At 66.6% G+C, this 18,239-nt stretch carries 14 protein-coding genes and 1 other RNA gene; 4 read left to right on the top strand and 11 right to left on the bottom strand.

Translation table 11 applies throughout. The features are described from left to right. Positions 1-4: 4 nt before the first annotated feature. From ybgC to aspS, 10 genes are all read right to left on the bottom strand, one after another. Positions 5-463: a tol-pal system-associated acyl-CoA thioesterase gene (ybgC, locus tag XARJCFBP2528_RS12900; protein WP_026064727.1), complete on the bottom strand. Its 459-nt coding sequence runs from the start codon at positions 461-463 to the stop codon at positions 5-7. A gap of 52 nt (positions 464-515) precedes the next feature. Then, a complete protein-coding gene (gene ruvB, locus XARJCFBP2528_RS12895; protein ID WP_016904123.1) occupies positions 516-1,550 on the bottom strand; it encodes a Holliday junction branch migration DNA helicase RuvB in 1,035 nt (344 codons plus the stop codon). A 178-nt stretch (positions 1,551-1,728) separates the two neighbouring features. Next, positions 1,729-3,636, bottom strand: a complete 1,908-nt coding sequence (locus tag XARJCFBP2528_RS12890; RefSeq protein WP_026064726.1) for a potassium transporter Kup — start codon at positions 3,634-3,636, stop codon at positions 1,729-1,731. 59 nt (positions 3,637-3,695) lie between these two features. Continuing rightward, positions 3,696-3,770, bottom strand: a non-coding RNA gene (locus tag XARJCFBP2528_RS22560) — sX9 sRNA. Positions 3,771-3,831: 61 nt separating this feature from the next. Beyond that, a complete protein-coding gene (gene ruvA / locus XARJCFBP2528_RS12885; protein WP_016904121.1) occupies positions 3,832-4,416 on the bottom strand; it encodes a Holliday junction branch migration protein RuvA in 585 nt (194 codons plus the stop codon). Positions 4,417-4,534: 118 nt separating this feature from the next. Then, positions 4,535-5,059, bottom strand: coding sequence for a crossover junction endodeoxyribonuclease RuvC (ruvC, locus tag XARJCFBP2528_RS12880; protein WP_016904120.1), 525 nt, complete (start codon positions 5,057-5,059; stop codon positions 4,535-4,537). 129 nt (positions 5,060-5,188) lie between these two features. Beyond that, the gene (locus XARJCFBP2528_RS12875) at positions 5,189-5,917 is read right to left on the bottom strand and encodes a YebC/PmpR family DNA-binding transcriptional regulator (RefSeq protein ID WP_016904119.1); all 729 of its coding nucleotides are present in this window, start codon (positions 5,915-5,917) and stop codon (positions 5,189-5,191) included. Between the two features lie 87 nt (positions 5,918-6,004). Beyond that, positions 6,005-6,682, bottom strand: coding sequence for an esterase/lipase family protein (locus tag XARJCFBP2528_RS12870; protein ID WP_047124771.1), 678 nt, complete (start codon positions 6,680-6,682; stop codon positions 6,005-6,007). Positions 6,683-6,745: 63 nt separating this feature from the next. Further along, the gene (locus XARJCFBP2528_RS12865) at positions 6,746-7,273 is read right to left on the bottom strand and encodes a GNAT family N-acetyltransferase (RefSeq protein WP_016904140.1); all 528 of its coding nucleotides are present in this window, start codon (positions 7,271-7,273) and stop codon (positions 6,746-6,748) included. Between the two features lie 478 nt (positions 7,274-7,751). Further along, on the bottom strand, positions 7,752-9,503 hold the full coding sequence (gene aspS / locus XARJCFBP2528_RS12860; RefSeq protein WP_016904139.1) for an aspartate--tRNA ligase: 1,752 nt from the start codon (positions 9,501-9,503) through the stop codon (positions 7,752-7,754). 157 nt (positions 9,504-9,660) lie between these two features. Between aspS and XARJCFBP2528_RS12855 the strand changes: the two genes are divergently transcribed. Then, on the top strand, positions 9,661-10,434 hold the full coding sequence (locus tag XARJCFBP2528_RS12855; protein ID WP_016904138.1) for a DUF3011 domain-containing protein: 774 nt from the start codon (positions 9,661-9,663) through the stop codon (positions 10,432-10,434). Between the two features lie 84 nt (positions 10,435-10,518). Here XARJCFBP2528_RS12855 and XARJCFBP2528_RS12850 read toward each other — a convergent pair whose 3' ends face one another. Next, positions 10,519-10,812: an FmdB family zinc ribbon protein gene (locus XARJCFBP2528_RS12850; protein WP_016904137.1), complete on the bottom strand. Its 294-nt coding sequence runs from the start codon at positions 10,810-10,812 to the stop codon at positions 10,519-10,521. 452 nt (positions 10,813-11,264) lie between these two features. Between XARJCFBP2528_RS12850 and XARJCFBP2528_RS12845 the strand changes: the two genes are divergently transcribed. The 3 genes from XARJCFBP2528_RS12845 (at position 11,265) to XARJCFBP2528_RS12835 (ending at position 18,207) form a co-directional block, all read left to right on the top strand. Next, positions 11,265-12,509, top strand: a complete 1,245-nt coding sequence (locus XARJCFBP2528_RS12845; protein WP_039512305.1) for an MFS transporter — start codon at positions 11,265-11,267, stop codon at positions 12,507-12,509. 909 nt (positions 12,510-13,418) lie between these two features. Beyond that, on the top strand, positions 13,419-15,830 hold the full coding sequence (locus tag XARJCFBP2528_RS12840; protein WP_016904135.1) for a TonB-dependent receptor: 2,412 nt from the start codon (positions 13,419-13,421) through the stop codon (positions 15,828-15,830). A gap of 226 nt (positions 15,831-16,056) precedes the next feature. Then, a complete protein-coding gene (locus tag XARJCFBP2528_RS12835) occupies positions 16,057-18,207 on the top strand; it encodes a phosphocholine-specific phospholipase C (RefSeq protein WP_016904134.1) in 2,151 nt (716 codons plus the stop codon). Positions 18,208-18,239: the final 32 nt, after the last annotated feature.

Here is an 18,239-nt window from a genome sequence, read left to right as displayed (position 1 = left end):
TTCCTCAGTAATCGGATTCTGGGGTTTCTAGAGCTTTCAACACGTCATACAGCGCATCGTCCATCCCGCGCGGGCGAAAGTCGCTGGTGCCGAGTGCGGCAATGCGCACCTCGGCGGTCAGCAGCACTTCGCCCTCGCGACGTACCGACTGCGCAAACAGCAGGCTGGCCCGTTTGCATCGCAGCAGTACCGCCGACACTGACAGCGCGTCGTCGAGCCGGGCCGGCTTGAGGAAATCCAGTTGCATCGAGCGGACCGCGAACACCAGCTCATGCTGCTGGCGCATGCGCTCCTGCCCGTAACCGAGCGCGCGCATCCACTCCGTGCGCGCCCGTTCCATGAAAGCAACGTAGCGCGCGTGGTAGACCACGCCCCCGGCGTCGGTATCTTCCCAGTACACGCGTGTCGGCCAACTGAATACAGGCGGGAATTGGGGAATCGGGGGTCGGGAATCGGCGGTCATGGGCACGGCTGATTGATCGAGACCGCCCGGGCGAGCGACGAACGGAGCGTCATCAGAACAGCTCTCCCGGCTCGCCGATGCCCGGTGAGCGGTCGCGCGGCGGCTTCAGGCCCAGGTGCAGATAGGCCTTGGTGGTGACCATGCGGCCGCGCGCGGTGCGGATCAAAAAGCCCTGCTGGATCAGGTAGGGCTCGATCACGTCTTCCAGCGTACCGCGCTCTTCCGACAGCGAAGCGGCCAGCGACTCCACCCCGACCGGGCCGCCGTCGAAATGATCAACGATGGTGCGCAGCATGCGACGGTCGAGCTCGTCGAAGCCTTCCGGGTCGACCTTGAGCATCTGCATCGCCGCCTGCGCCACCGGCAGGTCGATATGCCCTGCCGCCTTGACCTGGGCAAAGTCGCGCACCCGCCGCAACAGCCGGTTGGCGATACGCGGGGTGCCGCGCGCGCGGCGGGCGATCTCGGCCGCGCCTTCGGGCGTGCAGTCGATGCCCAGGATTGCCGCGGAGCGGATCACGATGCGGGTCAGTTCCTGCGGCGAATAGAACTCCAGCCGCTGCACGATGCCGAAGCGGTCGCGCAGCGGCGCGGTCAGCAGGCCGGCACGGGTGGTGGCACCGATCAGGGTGAACGGCGGCAGGTCGATCTTGATCGAGCGCGCGGCCGGGCCGTCGCCGATCATGATGTCGATCTGGAAATCCTCCATCGCCGGATACAGCACTTCCTCCACCACCGGCGAGAGGCGATGGATCTCGTCGATGAACAGCACATCGTGCGGCTGCAGGTTGGTCAGCAGCGCGGCCAGATCGCCGGCCTTCTCGATCACCGGGCCGGAGGTCGAGCGCAAATTCACGCCCAGCTCGTTGGCGATGACATGACTGAGCGTGGTCTTGCCCAGACCGGGCGGGCCGAAGATGAGCACGTGATCCATCGCCTCGCCGCGCGCCTTGGCCGCTTCGATGTAGATCTCCATCTGCTCGCGCACCGGCTGCTGGCCCAGATAATCGGCCAGGCGCTTGGGCCGGATGCTCGCATCGGCGGCATCGTCTTCGCGGGTGGCACTGCTGGCGATGATGCGGTCCATTGAAAAGCCGGGAATGGGGAATCGAGAATGGGGAATCGAGCGGACAATAGTAGCGGTTACCGGCACCGCTGGTGCCCTTTTCAGCCGCCGCCGAGTATCTCGGGCCGGCGCAGGCCGTTGCTTTTCCTATTCCCCATTCCCGTCTCCCGATTCCCAAGGCCGCGACGCTGTCGCGGCCTTAGATCTCCACTTGCGCGCCCAGCTCGACCAGGCGGTTGCCGGGGATGCGGAAGAAGCCGGTGGCCGGGGCGGCATTGCGATGCATCAGCGCAAACAGCTTGTCGCGCCAGATCGGCATGCCGCGGTTGGCGCTGGCCACGATGGTCTCGCGGCTGGCGAAGAAGGTGGTGTCCATCGGGTCGAAATGGATGCCGCCCTGGTCGCAGGAACGCATCAGTGCCAGCGGCACGTCCGGCGTTTCCATGAAGCCGAAGCGCACGTAGACGCGGTAGAACTCGTCGCCGATCGATTCGATCTGCAGGCGCTTGTCCGCCGGCGCGTACGGGATCGGCAAGGTGTCGACGTTGAGGAAGATGTTGCGCTCGTGCAGCACCTTGTTGTGCTTGAGGTTGTGCATCAGCGCATGCGGCACCACCATCGGGTCGGCGGTGAGGAACACCGCCATGCCCGGCACGCGCGCCGGCGGGGCCAGCATCAGGCCCGGCAGGAAGCTGTCGATGCGGATGCCGTCCTTGCGGATTTCCTCGCGCAGCAGCGCGCGGCCGCGGCGCCAGGTGCGCATCAGGGTGAACACCACGATGCCCAGCGCCAGCGGGAACCAGGCGCCCTGCAACAGCTTGGCGCCGTTGGCGATGACGAAGGCCAGCTCGATGAAGAAGAACACCACGCACAGCGGCAGCACCCAGTTGCGCCAGCGCGGCCATAGCGAACGCGCCACCAGCGCCAGCAGCAGGGTATCGATCAACATGGTCATCGACACCGAGATGCCGTAGGCCACCGCCAGATTGGTGGAGCTGCGGAAGATCAGCACCAGCGCGATCACCATCACCATCAACAGCCAGTTGATGCCGGGCACGTAGATCTGGCCGATGGTGGTGCGCGAGGTGTGCTTGATCAGCATGCGCGGGATGTAGCCCAGCTGCATCGCCTGGCGGGCCACCGAATAGGCGCCGGTGATGACCGCCTGCGACGCGATCACGGCCGCCAGCGTGGCCAGGATGATCATCGGATACAGCGCCCAGCCCGGCACCGCTTCGAAGAACGGGTTCTTCAGTGCGGAAGGGTGATTGAGCACCAGCGCGCCCTGCCCCAGGTAGTTGAGCAGCAGCATCGGCAACACGAAGAAATACCAGCCATGGCGGATCGGCTTGGCGCCGAAGTGGCCCATGTCCGCATACAGCGCCTCGCCGCCGGTCACCGCCAGCACCACCGCGCCGAGGATGAACACCCCGTGCCAGCCGTGCTCCATGAAGAAGCGGATCGCCCACCAGGGGTTGAAGGCCTTCATCACTTCCGGCGCGTCGACGATGTTCCAGGCGCCGATTGCCCCCAGCGACAGGAACCACAGGCAAGTGATCGGGCCGAACACCTTGCCGACCTTTTCGGTGCCGAAGCGCTGCACCATGAACACCACCAGCAGCACGATCACGGTGATCGGCACGATGAAGGGATGCAGGCTGGGCGCGGCGATTTCCAGGCCTTCGACCGCGCCCATCACCGAGATGGCCGGGGTGATCACGCCATCGCCAAAGAACAGCGAGGCGCCGAAGATGCCGAGGATGCCGACCACATACGCCGAGCGCGACCCGCTGCGCAGGGTGCGCTGGGTCAGCGCCATCAAGGCCATGATGCCGCCCTCGCCCTCGTTGTCGGCGCGCATGATGATGGTGACGTACTTGAGCGTCACCGTGACCATCAGCGCCCAGAACGCCAGCGACAGCACGCCCAGCACGGTGTCGTGGTCGCTGGTCAGCCCGTAGTGCGGCGAGAACGCCTCCTTGAGGGTGTACAGCGGACTGGTACCGATATCGCCGAAGACGACGCCAATGGCGCCGATGACCAAGGCCATATGGCTATTGGCAGGCGCATGGCCGTGGCCAGCTGCGGAAGTGGGGGTCTGGGACATGAAGTGGGCAGGGTATCGCCAAGTGGCGTGAAGGAGGGGAAGACGGCGCGGCGTTGAGTGACTAAAAACGTAGCGAGCGGTGGTCGGCTGGGTGCGGGCGGCGCGCAGGGAGCCGCAGTGTACGAGTGGTCCCTGCCGATTCCGAGCGCCGGCCGCGCCCGCCAGGCGGGCGCGCAGCCGTTTTGCCAGTCGCCCTTAACGCAGCGCGGCCTGGAGGGCCTTGCGAATGACCGTGGCGACTTCGTCGCCTTCTGCCCCGGCCTCGCGTGCCATGCGTGCGGCCTCGGCCGGCTTGTAACCCAGTTGCTGCAAGGCCACCGTGGCCTCGGACACCGCATCCGGGCCGAGCTGGCCGGTGATCGGCGCGCCACTGCTGAAGTCGGCGGCGCGGTCGCGCAGCTCCACCACCATACGCTCGGCGGTCTTCTTGCCGATGCCCGGGATGCGGGTCAGCGCGGTGATGTCGCCGCTGGTGATCAGACGGGCGAACTCGTCCACGCTGACCCCGGACAGCACCGCCAGCGCGATCTTGGCGCCGATGCCGGTGACCTTCTGCACGTCGCGGAACAGCCTGCGCTCGCCTTCGCGCAGGAATCCGTACAGCGACACGCTGTCTTCCTTCTGCGCATAGTGGGTGAACAGGATCACGTCGCGGCCGACATCGGGCAGGTCGTAGAAGGTGCTCATCGGCGCCTCCAGCTCATACCCCACCCCACCGACATCGATCACCAGCCACGGCGGCTGCTTGTAGGCCAGCAGCCCGCGCAGGCGGCCGATCATTGGGCACCGCCTTGGCGGTGCCGAGAATGGGGAATCGGGAATGGGGAATCGCAACAGCGCGCGCTGCTGTGGACTCTGCGTTTGCAATTCCCGATTCCCGACTCCCGAATCCCGATTCTCATTTCTTGCGGCTCCAGGCCTGTTGGGTATTGACGCCCAGGCGCTGCGCGGTGGCGCGCACGTGGGCGTGAGTGATGGCGACCGCCAGTGCGTCGGCGGCGTCGGCCTGCAGCTTGCCTTTCAGGTTGAGCATGATGCCGACCATGTGCTGGACCTGCACCTTGTCCGCCCCGCCCTTGCCGACCAGCGCCAGCTTGATCTCGGTGGCAGCGTACTCGTGCACCGGCAGATCGCGCAGCACCACCGCGCAGATCGCCGCGCCGCGCGCGTGGCCGAGCTTGAGCGCGGAATCGGCGCTCTTGCCCATGAACACCTTCTCGATCGCCACTTCCTGTGGCCGGTAGGTCTCGATCACCTCGCCCAGCCCGTGCAGCAGGCGCTTGAGCCGCTGCGCGAAGTCGCCCTCGCCCAGCAGCACCAGCGGCGCATGATAGACATGCCGGCTGCGACCGCTCTCATCAACGTCGATGATGCCGAGCCCGGTGCGCTGGGAGCCGGGATCGATGCCGAGGATGCGGGTCATCGAGCGGCCGGGAATTGGGAGTCGGGAATCGGGAATGGGTGACGCGACCTCCTGGCGTGCTCGACGCTGCCGAGCAGTGCAGGATGCGGCTGTTTCGATTCCCGATTCTCCATTCCCAATTCCCGGCGCTTACGCGCCAAGCGCCGCTTGATCGACGTTCGAATAGACGTCCTGGACATCGTCCAGGTCTTCGAGCATGTCGAGCAGCTTGCGGACCTGCACGGCGGTGTCGCCGTCCACGGCGATGTCGTTTTCGGCGCGGAAGGTGATTTCGGCGTGCGCCGGCTCCAGGCCGGCGGCGGTCAGCGCCTGCTTGACCTGGGCGAAGGCGTCCGGGGCGGTCAGCACGTCGATGGCGCCGTCTTCCGGATAGACCACCACATCGTCGGCGCCGGCTTCGATCGCCGCGTCGGTGAGGGTGTCTTCGTCGGTGCCGGCGGCAAAGCTCAGCACGCCCAGGCGCTTGAACATGAAGGCCACCGAGCCGTCGGTGCCCATGTTGCCGCCGCACTTGCTGAAGGCATGGCGCACGTCGGCCACCGCACGTACGCGGTTGTCGGTGAGACAGTCCACGATCACTGCAACGCCGCCGGGGGCATAGCCCTCGTAGCGCACTTCTTCGTATTCCACGCCTTCCAGCTCGCCGGTGGCTTTCTTGATGGCGCGTTCGATCACGTCCTTGGACATGTTCGACGACAGGCCCTTGTCCACCGCCACGCGCAGGCGCGGGTTGTTGGCCGGATCACCGCCACCGCCGCGTGCAGCCACGCTGATCTCGCGGATGATCTTGGTGAACATCTTGCCGCGTTTGGCGTCGGAGGCGTTCTTGCGGCCTTCGATCGAGGGGCCTCTACCCATGGGTGGTTCCAGACTGGCTTGGATGACAGGGCGCGGATTTTACCTGATTGCTCGCCCGCACCGGGGCGGCAGCGTTCAGTGGCGGACTCAGTGGCGAAATCGGCCGGTCCGCAGGAAGCTCAGCGCCTGCTGCGCGGCCTCGGGTGAGCGCAACAGGCCGCTATGGCTGGCCGGCACCACGCAATGGTCGCGCAGCCCGGGCAGGCGGGTTTCGGCCAGCGCCACGGTGCCGTCCGAGCCGCCGTCCAGCGGCGCCAGCCAGCGCCCGACCCCACGCGCGACATTGCCGGCGACCTGACCGATCTCGGCCTCGCCCTCCCATTGCACAAACCCCTGCTGCAGCAAGCCCGCACTCCGCCCCAACGCCCACAGCCCGCCACGTTGGGCCAGGCCGCGCGCGGCGGCGCTGCCGCACAACGGCGAGCCCAGGCAGACCACGCGGCGCACCGGCAGCTCGGGCGCGGCGCGCAGAGCCTGCAACGCCATCAGCCCGCCCAGGCTGTGACAGACCAGCAATTGCGCGCCGGTCGTCTGCAGGCGTTCGATCAGCCGCGGCACCGCCTGCCCGGGACCGCCAAGCACGCTGGCGTAGCCGAACAGCGCCGGCGCCAGGCCCTCTGCACGCAATCGACGCGCGAGCGGCAGCAGCCAGTGCGCGGTATTCCAGATGCCGTGCACCAGCAGTACGTCGGCGGTTGCGGTGGTCGGTGCCGTGCGCGGGGTGCGTCTGGATGCAGCTGAAAATGCCGAGAAGCTGCTAGGCATCAGAACGGTTTCCAGGACGTGGCGCGCGATGGCCGAGCCGCTGCGGACGGCGCCTGCATGCGCTCAGTCGGCCGCGACGATCGGCTTGCGGCGCAGGATGTGCTCGCGATCGACAATCTTGCCGACCGGAAAGTCGTACTCGCCGACTTTCTCGAATCCGTAGCGGGCGTAGAAACGTTGTGCGCCGAAATTCTCCGACCACACGCCGATCCACAGCGTGCGTGGGCCGTTGCGTTCCAGCCATTCCAGCGTGGTTTCGAACAGGCGGCTGCCCCAGCCACTATTCTGGTAGTCCTTCAACAGATACAGCCGCTTGAGCTCTCCATCGCCGGGACGCACGTCTTCGTGCGGCAGCCCGCACGGGCCGGCGGCGGCGTGGCCGACCAGCAGGTTGTCCATCTCCAGCAGCCAGATCGCGTAGTCCGGATGCGCCAGCACGATGCGTGCGCGCTCGACCGCATAGGTCTCTTCGAGAAAACCGCGCAAGTCTTCTTCCGGATACAGATGCCCGAAGGTTTCGGTAAAGGTCTGTGCGGCCAGCAGTGATAACGCTTCGGCATCGTCCGGTGTGGCGCGGCGGATGCGGGTCATGCGGGGCCTCTCGTGCCTGGTTGATCTGGCAGCTTCTCGCATGCAGATGCGCTACCGCAAGCGGGATTGGGGATTGGGGATTGGGGATTGGGGATTGGGGATTGGGAATCGGGAATCGGGAATCGGGAATCGGGAATCGGGAATCGGGAAAGCATCTGCGATGCGTGGATTCCGCGTGTGCAGGATTCGGCATGGGCGCTGACGGGTTCAACCAAGCGCGCACGACCGGCTCCGCATGGCACCGCGCAGGAAAGATAAACACTGCGAGGGATGGCTATCTACTTGCGGAGCTCAGGCGCGCTTGGGACGGACCTGCAGGACGCACTGCCGCCGGTGATCGGCGGCGGTTGGACGGCCGTGCCCCGTGCGCAACACCCAGCCCCGGCGCTGACGGTTCCACCAAAGCGCGCAGCGCTGGCTGCGCTGGGCGCCTTGTACAAATGACCACGCACACGGCATGGCCATCTGATAGCGCGTGTCAGACCTGCTTGGGCCGCACCTGCACGTGCACTTCGGCCAGTTGCTCGGCCGGGATCGGCGACGGGGCGTCGGTCATCAGATCCTGCGCGCCAGTGGTCTTGGGGAACGGGATCACGTCGCGGATCGATTCGGTGCCGGCCATCAATGCAGCGATGCGGTCGATGCCGAAGGCGATGCCGCCGTGCGGCGGTGCGCCGTAGTTCAGCGCATCCAGCAGGAAGCCAAACTTGGCACGCGCTTCCTCGGCGCCGATGCCGAGCAGCTCGAACACCGCGCTCTGCATGTCGGGGCGGTGGATACGGATCGAGCCACCGCCGATTTCATTGCCGTTGAGCACCATGTCGTAACCGCGCGACACCGCCGTGCGGGCATTGGCGCGCAGGTCGGCGATGTCGTCCACGGCCGGCGCGGTGAAGGGGTGATGCAGGGCGACGTAGCGCTGCGCATCCTCGTCCCATTCGAACATCGGGAAGTCGGTGACCCACAGCGGCGACCAGGTGTCGGCGACCAGCTTGAAGTCCTTGCCGGCCTTCAGACGCAATGCACCCATGAAATCGGACACGGTGTTGTAGCCGCCGGCACCGAAGAACACGATGTCGCCATTGCCGGCACCCACGTGCGCAAGCAGCGCGGCGAAGGCCTCTTCGCTGAAGAACTTGGCGATCGGCGAGCTGACTTCGCCGGTCTCCGACAGCTTGATGTAGGCCAGGCCCTTGGCGCCGTATTTGGCGGCGTGCGCGGCGTACTCGTCGATCTGCTTGCGCGACAGCGCTGCACCGCCGGGGATACGCAGCGCGGCCACGCGGCCGTCGGCATCGTTGGCGGCGGCGGTGAATACCGGGAATTCACTGGACTTGACCAGCTCGGCCACATCGACCAATTCCAGCGCGATGCGCAGGTCCGGCTTGTCCGAGCCGTAGCGACGCATCGCCTCGGCCCAGGTCATGCGCGGGAACTGCGCGGCCAGCTCGACATCCACCACTTCCTTGAAGATGGCGCGGATCATGTCTTCGACAAAATCCTGCACGTCGCGCTCGCGCACGAAGGCGAATTCCATGTCGAGCTGGGTGAATTCCAGCTGGCGATCGGCACGCAGCGCTTCGTCGCGGAAGCAGCGCGCGATCTGGTAGTAGCGGTCGAAGCCGGCCACCATCAGGATCTGCTTGAACAGCTGCGGGCTCTGCGGCAAGGCGTAGAACTCGCCCGGATGCATGCGCGCCGGCACCAGGAAGTCGCGCGCGCCTTCCGGGGTGGCCTTGGTCAGGATCGGGGTTTCGATGTCCTGAAAATCGCGCGCATCCAGATGCCGGCGCAGCGCCTGCACCAGCTTGATGCGGGTGCGCTGCATGCGCTGCATTTCAGGGCGACGCAGGTCCAGGTAGCGGTACTTCAGGCGGGTTTCTTCGCCCGGATTTTCGTGCGCATGGAACGGCAGCGGCGCGGCCTTGTTGAGGATGCTGATACGCGTGGCGATCACTTCGACCTTGCCGCTGCGCAGCTTGTCGTTGACCGCATGCCGCGCACGCACCACGCCTTCGACCTGCAGCACGTCTTCGTAGCCCAGGCTGGCGGCGACCGGGAACACCTCGGCGTTCTCCGGTTCCACCGTCACCTGCACGATGCCTTCGTGGTCGCGCAGGTCGATGAAGCACACGCCGCCCAGGTTGCGGGCCACGTCGGTCCAGCCGGCGAGAGTGACGGTTTGGCCGATCATGGTCTCGTCGACCAGGCCGCAGAAGTGGGTACGCATCGAAAGCTCCGCTGAAAACCCGACACAGGACAGCGCCGGAGAGCCGGATATTCTGGGGCCGGCGGGCGACAGGAGCAAATGCGCAGGCGCTCATGGTCGCTTAAGTCGCCGCCCGGCTGAATAGGCGCAACGCCCCTCCCGCACCAAGGACGACACGATGCTGCGCACTGCCCTGCTGCTCTCCGGCTTCGGCCTGATCTCCCTGACCGGCCTGCTCACCAGCACTCCTGCTGCAGCGCAGGACCGCGACTGGAACGGCCCCAGCATCACCTGCTCCAGCAACGACAACCGCCGCCGCGAGTGCGATACGCCGTTCCGCGGCCGCGCGGTGCTGGTCGAAAACATCTCCGGCACGCGCTGCATCGAAGGCCGCAATTGGGGCAGCGACCACGGCCGCGTGTGGGTGGACAACGGCTGCCGCGCGCGCTTTGTGGATGGCCGCAGCGGGGGCGGCGGCTGGGGCGGCAACGGTGGCCCCGGCGGCGGCGGGGTCGCCGGCACGGTGCGCTGCGAGAGCAATGACCAGCGCCAGAAGATCTGCGATACCGGTTGGCGCCGCGCCATGCTGGTGCGCCAGCTCTCCAACACGCCCTGCGTGGAAGGCCGCAACTGGCGCCAGGACGGGGGCCGGATCTGGGTGGACGACGGCTGCCGGGGCGAGTTTGCGCAAGCGCGCGGCGGCGGTTGGGACCGTGGCGATGGCGGCTACGGTGGCCGCGACGACCGCCCGCGTAACGATTACGCCATCAGCTGCGCCAGCGACGACCGCCGCCTGCGCACCTGCGCCTGGGATGGCCGCTACGGCCGTCCGGTGCTGACCCGCCAGTTGTCCGACACCCGCTGCGAAGAGGGCCGCAGCTGGGGGTACGACGAGCGCCGCGCGACGGTGTGGGTCAACGATGGTTGCCGGGCACGCTTCGAGGCGCGTTGAAGCAGCGAACAGGCGCGCCACGCGCGGCTGGGTCCAGGGACTGTGACTTCTGCCCTGCCAGCGGCTGCGGCGCGCTGGTCCGGCTCAGGCGGGGTCGGCCGCGGGCTTGGCAGCGGGCTTGCTCTCGGCGGCGGCTGCCGGCTTGGCATCGCCACCGGCGCTGCTGCTTTCGGTGAGGTTTTTCTTCTTCTCGCCCGCCGACTTGAAGTCGGTCTCGTACCAGCCGCTGCCGGACAGACGGAACGAGGGCGCGGTGATCTGGCGCTTGATCGTGGCCGCCGCGCAGGCCGGACAGGTCTGCGGATCGGGGTCGGCCATCTTCTGCAGGCGGTCGAAGGCGTGACCGCAGGTGGTGCACTGGAAACCGTAGATGGGCATGGCAGGATCAGCTGAAGACGATGCGGGGCGCAGATTCTAGACGGATGCGGGTGGGCAGGTGCAGTGGGCCGTCTGCGATGTTGAACACGCGCGGGCATGTTGCGGGGGAGAGACATCGATCGATGGTGGCTGGGTGACGCTTGCGCGCCAGGTGCGATCGCTCGACATCGCCGTTCCAATCGGCAGAAACACGAGATCGGAGTGTCGCGCGCGTATCGAAGATCGCAGCCTACGCATCGAGCAGTCATCAAATCGGCGTGACCTCGCGAACCGCGCAGAGAGATGAGGCGACCATCCCGCACGCCACAAACTCACGCTTCGCATCGGCCTGACATCGCATCAGCGGGTATCGAGAGCCAAAGAGCCATGTCGTCTCGATCAAGCCGCACGACCCGGGCTGCTACACTTGAACACGTGATTGACGCGCCTCTCCCCCCACGAGGACCGCATCCATGTTGCGGCTGACTGCCTTATTGCTGGCCGTTGCCCTGCTGCTGACCGGCAGCGGGCTGCTCGGCACCTTGCTTGCCGTGCGCGGTGGCCAGGCCGGTTTCGATGCGCGTGCGTTGGGCCTGATCATGTCCGGGTATTTCGCCGGCTTCTTTCTCGGCACCTTCTTCGCACCGCCGCTGATTCGGCGCATCGGGCATATCCGCGCATTCGCCTTTTACGCGGCGCTGGCGGCGATTGCCGTGTTGCTGCATCCGATCTGGTTGAATGCCTGGGGTTGGGGCCTGCTGCGCCTGGTCACCGGCGCGGCACTGGTCGGCCTGTACACGGTGATCGAAAGCTGGCTCAACGCCGAGCCGGACGCGCGGCGGCGCAGCCGGGTGTTCTCGGTGTACATGGCGATCAATCTGTCGGCGTTGGCGCTGGGCCAGATCCTGCTCACCGCAGGCGATGCGGGCGCACCGGCGATGTTCACGCTGACGGCGATCCTGATCTGTGCGGCAGTGATGCCGGTGATGACCACGCGCCTGATTCCGCCCGAAGTGCCGCACGTCTCGCGCCTGCGACTGAAAACGCTGTACGCGTTGGCGCCGGTGGCGACCATCGGCGCGGGACTGTCGGGCCTGGCGATGGGGGCGTTCTGGGGCTTGCTGCCGGTATACGCCAACCGCATCGGGCTGGATGCCGATGGCGTGGCGATGTTCATGCTCACCGCCATCATCGGCGGCGCGGTGTTGCAGTGGCCGATCGGGCGCATCAGCGATGGCCATGACCGGCGCATCGGCCTGGTCACGATCAGCGTGCTGGCGGCCGGCATCGCGATCGCCGCCGCGGTGCCGATGGTGCAGGCACAAACCACCCTGTTGTTCGTGCTGTTCTTCGTGTACGGCGGGTTGGCGTTCTCGCTGTATCCGTTTGCGGTGGCGCACATGCTCGATTACCTGCCGCGCGAAGATCTGCTCTCCGGCTGCAGCAGCCTGCTGCTGGTGCATGGCGTGGGCGCGGCGATCGGTCCGGCCCTGGCCGGCGGCGCAATGCAGAAATTCGGGCCTGCGGCACTGCCGGTGTATTTCGCGGTGATGCTGCTGGCACTGTCCGGATTTACGCTGACACGCTTGCTGCGCTTCACGCGCCGCCGCACCCATCCGATCTCGTTCCGCCCGATGCTGCGCACCACTCCATCGGCGCTGGAGTTGATGCCGGAAACACAGCAGACCGAAGCACCGCCGCACGCCAAGGGCGGCTGATACACCTGTTTCGCTGTCGTCAGTCGCTGCGCTGCTGATCAGGCGATCTGCGGCGTTGCTGCAATGGGGCCCCTTGCCCGCCCACCATTGCGGGGGGCGCCGCAAGGCGGAGCAACTGGTGGACGACTTTTTGGATGGACCAGCTATCGAGCGGTCGATCTGCTGCTTGGCGGCAAGGCCCTTGCCCACCCACCGTCGCGGGACACGCCGCAAGGCAGAGCAGATGGTGGGGGACTTTTTGGATGGATCAGCTATGGAGCGGTCTATCTGCCGCTTGGCTGCAAGGCCCTTGCCCGCCATCGCGGGACACGCCGCAAGTACGTCCGTGTAGGCCCTTACGCGGCATCCATGCCGCGTAAGGTCCCGCGACGGTGAGCGGACAAGGACCAGTCGAGGTGGTCGGTGTGCATGGTTAAGAGCAGTGCGTGATGCGCGTTGCTCGATACTGGCGTGCCGCTTGAGACCCGACACACGTTTCGACAAGCGGCTTTTCGCGCGGGCATCGACCAACTTCCTGGTGCGGTGTCCTTACCGGTTGCGGGACCCTTGGCGGCATGAATGCCGCCAAGGAGCCTCCATGGACGGATTCACGGCGTGTCCCGCAAGCGGTGAGGGCACCGCGCACTCGACTCAGCAGGCTTTTTTGACCTAAGCACTTGAGTGCATCTACAACAACGCGACGACTCGAAACCGCTTGTCTTGGAGTGAAGACAACGCTGCGGCGCGAAACTCCAGGTGTCTTGCAACCAGCGCGGCCCGGAAACATCCAAACAGCGCTGAATCGCCATCGTCCCGACGTTAGGACTTCCCAAGTCCATCTGGTGATCCCGGCCACACCTTTAGCGCGGTCATCATCACGCAATGCAAGCGCGGCAGTCTTTGCAGACCCTACCCGCTTGTTGGATTGCAATGGATTCGACGTCCTCCTCGCGCGTGCGCCGTCCGGCCACGCTCGCCTTGTTGCTGGTTCCGCTCACCCTGCCCGCTTACGCACAACAAGTCCCGGATGGCGCAGCGTCTGGCCCGGCTGCGGCCGAACCGGGCAGCGCTGGCGAACAGGTGTCCACGCTGAACCAGGTGCAGGTGGTCGGCCAGGCGATGACGTATTCCAAGACCAATGTCAGCAAGGAAATGCTGGACCGCCAGTTCGTGCTCGGCAGCGTCAACGATGCGCTCAACGAACTGCCCGGCGTGGTGGTCACCGAGGCCGATGCCTTCGGCTCGTCGGATTGGGGCACGCAGATCAGCATGCGCGGCTTTGTCAGCAATCGCGATACCCAGCAGATCGGCACCACCATCGATGGCGTGCCCAACGGCGGCTCGGCGTATGGCGGCGGCTCCAAGGCCAACCGTTTCATCGACATGCCGGATCTGGAAACGGTGGAAGTGAGCCAGGGCACCGCCGATATCGCCTCGCGCTCCAACGAAGCGCTGGGCGGCACCTTGAACTATCTCACCGGCGAGCCGCTGGAAGAGCAGCGCGTGCGCGTGATCGGCGGCATCGGCGACAACCAGGCGCGCAAGTATTACGCGCGCTACGACACCGGCCTGCTCGGCGGCAACACGCGCGCCTGGATCAGCGGCTCGTCGGCACGCAACGACGACTGGATCGACGGCAGCGGCCACACCAGCCGCGATCACCTGGCCGGCAAGTTCGTCAGCGTGTTGGACAAGTGGACGCTCAGCGGCTATGCGTCCTACGACGATGCCGACGAATCCGAATACACCAGCGTGACGCCCGAGCAGTTCGCGCGCGACCCCGAGCACGATCTGTTGACCGGCACGCTCACCGGCATTCCGTACCTGGACCAGAACTACCGCTCCGGCTCGCGTGCGCTGCGCAAGAACACCTTTGGCTACCTGCGTGGCGCCTTCGATGGCGGCAACGGCTTCAAGACCGTGCTGACCGGCTATGCGCATCGCATGCAGGGCCGCGGCGACTGGATTCCGCCGTATCTGGTGGATGTCACCAACGATGGCGCCGGCGCGCCGGAATCCGAAGCGCGTGGCGGCAACACCGTGTACGCCGGCAGCGACCTGGGCAAGCTGTATTACCTCACGCCCGGCGGCGCGGCCGCGACCATGCTGACCGGCTGCGCCGGCAGCGATGCGGTGCCGGCCGAATCCAACCCGGCCTGCTATCCGGCCGGCTCGGTGCCGGTGCAGTCGTATCGGCACAGCCACTACGACAACCACCGCGCCGGCGCGATGGCCGATGTGGAATGGCGCGCCGATCTCGGCGCCATCGACAACACCGTGCGCGCCGGCGCCTGGCTGGAGCGCTACGACCGCAGTGTCACCCGCGACTGGCATCGCCTGCTCAACGTCGGCACCAACATCAGCTTCGATCATCAGCCGTACTGGGTGCAGTTCAAGGACAACTACCAGACCGACGAACAGATGTATTACGTCGAGGACGTGATGCGCTACGGCGCCTTTGCCTGGCGCGTAGGCGTCAAGCAGTTCTTCGTCGACCAGACCCGCGACCGCCGCATCGGCGATGCGCAGCATGTGGAATCGGATTCGCATTCGGACCCGCTGCTGTCGGCCGGCCTGACCTGGACCACCCCGGTGCAGGGCCTGGAAGCCTTCGCCGGTTACTCGCAGAACTTCGCTGCGATTCCGTCCGGCGTGCTCGGCGAAACCGACCCGGTCGCACTGAGCCGCGTGCAACCGGAGACCGCCGACAACGTCGAACTCGGCCTGCGTCTCAGCCGCTGGCCGCTGACCGGCAGCGTGACCCTGTACGACATCCGCTTCGACAACCGCATCGTCTATGTGCCGGCCAACTTCGTCACCGGCATCGATTACCTGGGCGAAACCGACGGCGTGTACGAGAACTTCGGCGGCGTGCATGCGCGCGGCGTGGAAGCGGCACTGGGCTATGGCTGGGACAACGGCTGGCGCATCAACGGTGCCTACACCTACAACAAGGCCGATTACCTGGGCAGCGGCGACGCCGCACGCGATACCGCGCTGGAGATCACCCCGGGCGCGCAGGTGATCGGCCAACCGCGCAACACCCTGGTGATGTCGGCGGACTGGCGCGGCCAGGCGTGGCGCTTCGGTGTGTCCGGACGCTATCTGGGCAAGCGCTACCTGGATGCCTCCAACCGCGCCGCACTCGATGGCGTGACCACCTTCGATGCCAACCTCGGGGTGGAACTGTCGCAGCTGTCGTCGCAGCTCAAGGGCCTGCAGCTGGCGCTCAACGTCAGCAACCTCACCGACAAACGCTACCTGGAAGGCGTGGACGGCAGCGACAGTGCCTTTATCGCCGCGCCGCGCACGGTCGGGCTGACGTTGACGCTGGATCTCTAACGTCGGCGGCGCATTGCCGACCTGCGCGGGATGGGCCTGCAACGTGCGTAAGCGGATCGGGCTGAAGACACGCCACCCGATCCGCTCACTGCATGTGCTGCCGCGCAGGTGCAAACGGACAGGGTCGGCGGTGTTGCAAGCACGCAGAGAACACACGCGCTGACGCGTCGGGTACGCTCGACCCGCTCCAGCGCAGACCGGATGGGAGCGCCAACCAGGTGACACGATGATCGACCTTCCCCGCCGCCGCGTTCTGCAGACCGGGCTTGCCGGTGCCGCCGCCGCGCTGCTGCCCCCCAGCATCGCGCGGGCCGCCGCCATCGCGCCGGACCGCCGCACCGGCACGCTGGAGGATCTGCAGCATGTGGTGATCCTGATGCAGGAAAACCGCGCCTTCGATCATTACTTCGGCAGCCTGCCCGGCGTGCGCGGGTTCGGCGATCGTTTTCCGATTCCCGCACCGCCGTTACCGGGCGCGCCCGCGCGCACGGTGTGGCTGCAGCCCAGCGAGGACGGCCGCCAATGGCTGACGCCGTTTGCGCTGGATACGGCAGCGCAATTCGGCTTCATGCGCGTGCAAGGCACGCCGCATAGTTGGGTGGATGCGCAACGCGCCTGGGATCACGGCCGGCTCGGGCACTGGGCCGCCGTCAAGCACAACCATGCGCTGGGTTATTACCGGCGCGCGGATATTCCGTTCCAGTACGCGCTCGCCGACGCCTTCACCATCTGCGATGCGTACCACGCCTCGATCCAGACCGGTACCAATTCCAATCGCGTGTTCCTGTGGAGCGGCGGCAACGACCCGCAGGCGCGCGCCGGTGGCCCGGTGATCGGCAACTCGCACGACAACTTTGCGGAGCTGGGCGGTTTCGCCGATCCCTATCGTTGGACGACCTACGTCGAGCTGCTACAGAACGCGGGCGTGTCCTGGCAGATCTATCAGGACATGCGCGACAACTTCACCGACAACCCGTTGGCGGGCTTTGCGCCGTTCCGGCAGGCCTTCACTGCTGCGCCCGGGCACGATGCGCAACTGCGCGCGCGTGGCGTCAGCACGCGCGGTGTCGAGCAGCTGCGCGCCGACGTGCTGGGCGGGCGCCTGCCATCGGTGAGTTTCATCATTGCCGATGCGGCCGGCAGCGAACATCCGGATCCCTCCAGCCCAGCGCAAGGCGCGGCCTACACTGCACGCGTGCTGGATGCGCTCACCGCCGACCCACAGGTATGGAGCCGCACCGCACTGCTGTTGATGTTCGACGAGAACGACGGCTTTTTCGATCACATGCCGCCGCCTGCGCCCCCGTCGCCGGACCCGCACGCGACCGGCGGCTTTGCCGGCGCATCCAGCATCGCCACCGACGACGATTACCACCGCCACCCGGCACCGGGCGAACAGAAGGTGGATCTGCCCGAGCTGTGCGGCCGCCCCTATGGCCTGGGCCCACGCGTGCCGCTGTACGTGATCTCGCCCTGGAGCCGCGGCGGCTGGGTGGATTCGCAGGTGTACGACCACACGTCGGTATTGCGGCTGCTGGAACGCCGCTTCGGCGTGCCCGCACCGGAGATCACGCCGTGGCGGCGCGCGGTCTGTGGCGACCTGGTCAATGCGTTCGACTTCCGCAAGGCCGATGCGCGCCCGTTCGTCGCGGCGCTGCCCGATGTCAGCGCGACCGCAGCGCGTGCAGCAGCCCTGCGCGAACACGCACTGCCGCCATTGCCTGCCGCGTTGCAACCGCCGCAGCAGCCCTTCGGTACACGCCGTTCGCGGGCGCTGCCGTATCGCCCAGGCGTGGAACTGGCCCCGTTGCCCGAGCGTGGCCAGGTGAGGCTGCGCATGTCCAACGCGGGTGCTGTGGTGGTCCTGCATGTCTACGACCGCTTCGATCTTGCGGCGATTCCGCGCCGTTACACCGTAGGGAGCGGCGCAGCAGTGGATGCCACGTGGACCACCGCCGATGGCCGTTACGATCTGTGGTTGCTCGGCCCCAACGGATTCCATCGCCACTACCGTGGCGACCTGAGTGCACCGTTGCTGGCGGCCGAAATCACCCAGGATGCGAACGATCCCGCGGCCGTGTCGTTATCGCTGCGCAATGCCGGCAGCACTACCGTGCAGGTGGAGCTGCAACCGGCCGCATATTCAGCCGCGCAGCCGCACGAACGCCTGAGCGTTGCACCCGGCACCACCGAGCAGCGCCGTTGGACAGCGGCGGCAACTGGCGGCTGGTACGACCTGTGGGTACACCACGACGGCGCAGCCCAGCGTCTGGCCGGACGTATCGAAACCGGCGCAGACAGCGTCAGCGATCCAGCCATGGGCGGGCCGGCGCGGCTGCAGCAAGACCTGCCTTTGCCGATCGGCGCACCCGGCTGAACCTTGCAGCCAGGCATGCTGAGCGCGCATGT

It is taken from the genome of Xanthomonas arboricola pv. juglandis (genome assembly GCF_001013475.1).
Classification (GTDB): domain Bacteria; phylum Pseudomonadota; class Gammaproteobacteria; order Xanthomonadales; family Xanthomonadaceae; genus Xanthomonas; species Xanthomonas arboricola.
Note: the sequence above shows the minus strand (reverse complement) of the source record. Positions and strands in the feature narration are given on the sequence as shown.

Bases quoted from the DNA above. Each gene is read 5' to 3' on its own strand.
- XARJCFBP2528_RS12845 (WP_039512305.1), top strand. From the start codon at position 11,265: ATGTTGCGGCTGACTGCCTTATTGCTGGCCGTTGCCCTGCTGCTGACC.
- XARJCFBP2528_RS12850 (WP_016904137.1), bottom strand. From the start codon at position 10,812: ATGCCCATCTACGGTTTCCAGTGCACCACCTGCGGTCACGCCTTCGAC.
- XARJCFBP2528_RS12870 (WP_047124771.1), bottom strand. From the start codon at position 6,682: ATGCCTAGCAGCTTCTCGGCATTTTCAGCTGCATCCAGACGCACCCCG.
- ruvA (WP_016904121.1), bottom strand. From the start codon at position 4,416: ATGATCGGCCGCCTGCGCGGGCTGCTGGCCTACAAGCAGCCGCCGTGG.
- XARJCFBP2528_RS12865 (WP_016904140.1), bottom strand. From the start codon at position 7,273: ATGACCCGCATCCGCCGCGCCACACCGGACGATGCCGAAGCGTTATCA.
- aspS (WP_016904139.1), bottom strand. From the start codon at position 9,503: ATGCGTACCCACTTCTGCGGCCTGGTCGACGAGACCATGATCGGCCAA.
- XARJCFBP2528_RS12855 (WP_016904138.1), top strand. From the start codon at position 9,661: ATGCTGCGCACTGCCCTGCTGCTCTCCGGCTTCGGCCTGATCTCCCTG.
- XARJCFBP2528_RS12840 (WP_016904135.1), top strand. From the start codon at position 13,419: ATGGATTCGACGTCCTCCTCGCGCGTGCGCCGTCCGGCCACGCTCGCC.
- XARJCFBP2528_RS12890 (WP_026064726.1), bottom strand. From the start codon at position 3,636: ATGTCCCAGACCCCCACTTCCGCAGCTGGCCACGGCCATGCGCCTGCC.
- XARJCFBP2528_RS12875 (WP_016904119.1), bottom strand. From the start codon at position 5,917: ATGGGTAGAGGCCCCTCGATCGAAGGCCGCAAGAACGCCTCCGACGCC.
- ruvB (WP_016904123.1), bottom strand. From the start codon at position 1,550: ATGGACCGCATCATCGCCAGCAGTGCCACCCGCGAAGACGATGCCGCC.
- ruvC (WP_016904120.1), bottom strand. From the start codon at position 5,059: ATGACCCGCATCCTCGGCATCGATCCCGGCTCCCAGCGCACCGGGCTC.
- ybgC (WP_026064727.1), bottom strand. From the start codon at position 463: ATGACCGCCGATTCCCGACCCCCGATTCCCCAATTCCCGCCTGTATTC.
- XARJCFBP2528_RS12835 (WP_016904134.1), top strand. From the start codon at position 16,057: ATGATCGACCTTCCCCGCCGCCGCGTTCTGCAGACCGGGCTTGCCGGT.